Origin of the sequence: Robiginitalea sp. (assembly GCF_049588695.1) — a bacterium.
Taxonomy (GTDB): Bacteria; Bacteroidota; Bacteroidia; order Flavobacteriales; family Flavobacteriaceae; genus Robiginitalea.
In genome coordinates, this window is sequence record NZ_JBAVZJ010000401.1 from 1 (window position 1) to 3,368 (window position 3,368).

Genomic DNA, 3,368 nt, shown 5'->3' on the forward strand with positions numbered 1-3,368 from the left:
TTACACGATGAAGTCAAAGAGTTCTGTCCGTGTCTTTTCATATACCTCTCGGCTAAAGACAAAGAGCTGGGCCGGTTTGTGGGGGACACCCACTTGTTTCTCATCCAGTGGGATCACATATTTCATCCGGGCGATTTTTTTTCGGAAGTTCCGCTTGTCAAACCGGGTGTCGAATATTTGTTCGTACAGGTTTTGAAGTTGTGTGAGGGTGAATTTTTCAGGCAGCAGCTCGAACCCAATAGGTTCATGCCTCATTTTATTCCGAAGGGCTTCCAGCGCCTGATCCAGGATATGGTTGTGGTCGAATCCCAGGACACCGACCTCCCTTACAGGTTTCCATTCCACATCGCGACCCCTCCACTGCAGGGTAACCTTTGTGCTGTCGAGTAGGGCAAAATACCCCACGGTTATGACCCGTCGTTCCGGGTCGTGGTCAATCGACCGGAGCCACTCCTGGTCCTTAGGGTTTTTGAGGCGGGCGGGATCGGCAAAAGATCCAAACTGCTCCAGGTAAACATCCTCCAGGCCTGTCAGATCCCGCAGCACCCGGGCGGCTGCTTCTTCCAGGGGCTCTTCCTGATAAATGTGGTTTCCCGTGAGGGTCCAGACAGTGTATGTTGAGGTGTCTTGATTATTAAGTGTTCGCTTTACAAGAAGTGCATTCAGCTGCATTTCATCGTAGCCAAAAACCACACAATCAACTGATATTGAGGGATCTTCTTTCAGGATAAAAGAGTTGGGTTGCGTTTAAAATATTATTAAGTGTAAAAAATACACTAAGCAATTTAAGCAAAAAAATCTACCTGGAGAATGCTTTTGCTCAATAAGTTATAGCGGAGTCGGAGCACATGACACGGAGCGCCTAAATTGTCCTGTTTTTATTCATAGGGGTCTATGTCTTGCCCCTTTTTTTACACAACCTATTTGGCAGCTCCCATTGCTTTTCTGCCTGAGTACTCTTGTGCAGGGTTTGAGTTTAGTATGGAATCTCCAAATTCAGCTGCCTTCCTTCTTCAAACGCTTTTTTGTCCATTCCGTCACCTACAGCCATTCCGATTACCATTCCAATGGGGATCCCTATTCCCAAAAATGCCATATTACCTAAACTAGCTCCAAATGCCACGCCTAACGGAATCCCAAAAGCACTCATTCCGATGGCCAACCATCTATTGCGATAGAAGTTCTTAGGTACAAGTTTTAATTCTTTTTCAATCAATTTCAGAATGTTGGATTGCAATTTAGAAATACGTTTTCGCAAATCTTTATTTGAACCGGAAAATGAATTTATCTCTTCAATATCCTGGTTTATGGAATTCAATAGTTCTCCAGGTATTTTCTTTTTTTTCAATTCATCTATCAGGTTTTCAAAAATGGCATAACTCTTTTTTAATCTTTTGTCCTGTTCGATGCTGGGTCTCCTGGTAAGCTCTTTTATTTCCATGACTCGGAGTTCTATAGATTGAAGTATTTAAGTATAAGCATATTCATCCAATAAGATAAAACGATATTCCCATAGAAAATACCGAAGGAATTGATATCGGACCTTAATATCCATCAAAAGTGAGCTTACACAGAATAAATAGATCAAAAGATATAACTCCGTACTATTTCCTATAAGACGACTATCAAGCCTTCATCTGACGGTATTGTTCCCTGGCAAACTGCGGGATGAACAGCTGCCAATCCCTCTAAACCTTTGACTTCTCTGAATTTCAGCCATGCCCTGGCCTTATTGGCTGTGGTCCTCAGGAAGGCTGAAGTTTCCTGTTCAAACCTATTAGGTCCCCATTCCTTTAATAGTTTCTGAATGTGATCGGGCGCAAAGAAAAAAGCACTCCTTTCCGTTATGATCCCTTGCTGAGGTTTCATATGAGTCCAATGCGTAAGTCCGACATTGTGGGTAAATTTCATATTGTCCCCCAAACGGGTATGCAGGGCAGCCAGCACTCTGGTATTGCCAGACATATCAACGATTACCGTCGGTATGTCCGAATCGATGCTTGTAATCGTATCATAGCTCAGGCACTGGTCATATATCCCCAGACTTTTTACCTTTTCCAGATTTCGATCCGAGGTAATACCAATAGTGGTTGGGGCGTGGTCATCTCCCTGTAATGCATAGGCCAGGCCAATACTGGTTTTGCTCGAAGCGCTCAAGATAATAAGTTGTTCAGCTCCGTGCCATTTCCTTTCCTTCAGGGTATTCCACAGACAAAAAGAGGTCACCAGCAGTGGATAAAAAAGCATACGCTCCCGATCAAATGCCGGGTTGTAATTCTTCTCATTCAGTACTCTTTGATAGACATTGTATCCCCCGGGTAATTCAGAGCGATGTACAGCGCCATCAATAAAACGGCTTTCAGAAACGCTTACAGGAGTCATTTTTAGGTGTTTTGCAGGTGGAAAAAACCCAAATAAACGATCTCCAACCGGAATACCCTCCGACTTTGAGGCTACTACTTCAGCAAAGCCCCAAACAGGGATCACGCCCCAGCGCGTTTTGTTTTCTCCCACGGGGGGAAAGAACTGCCAATAGCCGACCATATCCGCAGCTACGGCATAGGTAATATTATTTGCAGTATAGGCGAAGCGCTCTACCTTCACCAGAACGTCCCCATTTTCCAGCTCCAGGGCAGTGTCCGGCACCTCTGCAATGCGATTCTTAAAAAATACATCTTTGCTGACCTGTAGCTGTGGGTTTTTAACCGGAGCCCGACCCATGGCGTCCAGATCTTTTTGCAGCTGCTGCAGCTTTAGCATTGCAGGTAAGCTGTGCTTGCGCATCTTTTTCAAAATAGCCATTTTTCCGGTATCGCTTTTATCAATGCCGGTGAGCAATTTGCTATACCCGTCCAATCGATTATTACGCATCCATGCGCGCAGGGATTTATCCTGGGACCAGATAAACTGGTTGACCATATTAGCTTCCGTCATGGCGACCCAATCCGTATCGTGATTGGGCAGGGGCACTACCTGGCACAGCTTATTCTTGGTATTCTCATCCTGATAGTTTGCTTCTACAAAGGCGATAACCGAGGCGCTAAAGACAGGTTGGTACGAACGTACGGTTTGCGGAGTTATTAAATCCCCCTGGAAAACCGTTTTAATGGCTGCATTGGATATGGCGGAGGCCGAACAGTCTACATGGATGTGCTTTGGTGAGGTGGGTATTGAACCTTTTTGGAGTACTATTTTATTTTTTTCAATACGCTGAACCCTACCAAGACGGATAATGTTTTTAATTTTCCGTAAGGCGGCCAGTTCTAAGGGGCTGACCGTCGCCCCGTGAAACATGGTAGGCCGGATGTTTTTGTCGATTCGCAAGAGTACGCCAGCTTCCTCTAAGTTGTCGAAGATCTCCTCTAATG

The 3,368-nt window shown here is 45.0% G+C and carries 3 protein-coding genes; all 3 read right to left on the minus strand.

All coding sequences use genetic code 11. From position 1 onward, the window contains the following. On the minus strand, nt 1-729 hold the full coding sequence (locus tag WBV75_RS09435) for an NUDIX hydrolase (RefSeq protein ID WP_424120376.1): 729 nt from the start codon (nt 727-729) through the stop codon (nt 1-3). Between the two features lie 247 nt (nt 730-976). Then, entirely contained in the window at nt 977-1,441 is a 465-nt protein-coding gene (locus WBV75_RS09440) for a hypothetical protein (RefSeq protein WP_424120374.1), read from the minus strand. Nucleotides 1,442-1,611: 170 nt separating this feature from the next. Further along, the coding region (locus WBV75_RS09445; RefSeq protein WP_424120375.1) for a DUF2855 family protein at nt 1,612-3,368 on the minus strand (1,757 nt) is incomplete at its 5' end.

Excerpts from the sequence above, each read along its gene's own strand:
- WBV75_RS09440 (WP_424120374.1), bottom strand. The coding sequence starts at position 1,441 with ATGGAAATAAAAGAGCTTACCAGGAGACCCAGCATCGAACAGGACAAA.